We start from the raw sequence: 251 nt of genomic DNA, 5'->3' as shown, positions 1-251 counted from the left end.
CCTCCTACGACCTGGACCTGCCCCAGCCGGTGGCCGTCCGCACCGCCGGCGGCGCCGAGCGGGCCGCGGACGGGGTGGAGGTGGTGAAGCTGGCCGACCAGCACGCCTTCGTCCGCCTCGCGCCGGGCGCGGAGCTGGAGGTGGGTGACTGGGTGGCGCTGGGCCTGTCGCACCCGTGCACGGTCTTAGACCGGTGGCAGCTCATCCCGGTCGCCGAGGCCGACGGCACCGTCACCGACTTCGTCCGCACC

At 75.3% G+C, this 251-nt stretch carries 1 pseudogene; it reads left to right on the top strand.

Going from position 1 to position 251, the window contains the following annotated elements:
• A pseudogene (locus ACSNOK_RS35365) lies at positions 1 to 251 on the top strand (amino acid deaminase); the annotation flags it as partial.

This window comes from Streptomyces sp. URMC 126, assembly GCF_051386555.1.
GTDB lineage: Bacteria > Actinomycetota > Actinomycetes > Streptomycetales > Streptomycetaceae > Streptomyces.
This window is presented reverse-complemented; position numbering and strand designations above follow the sequence as displayed.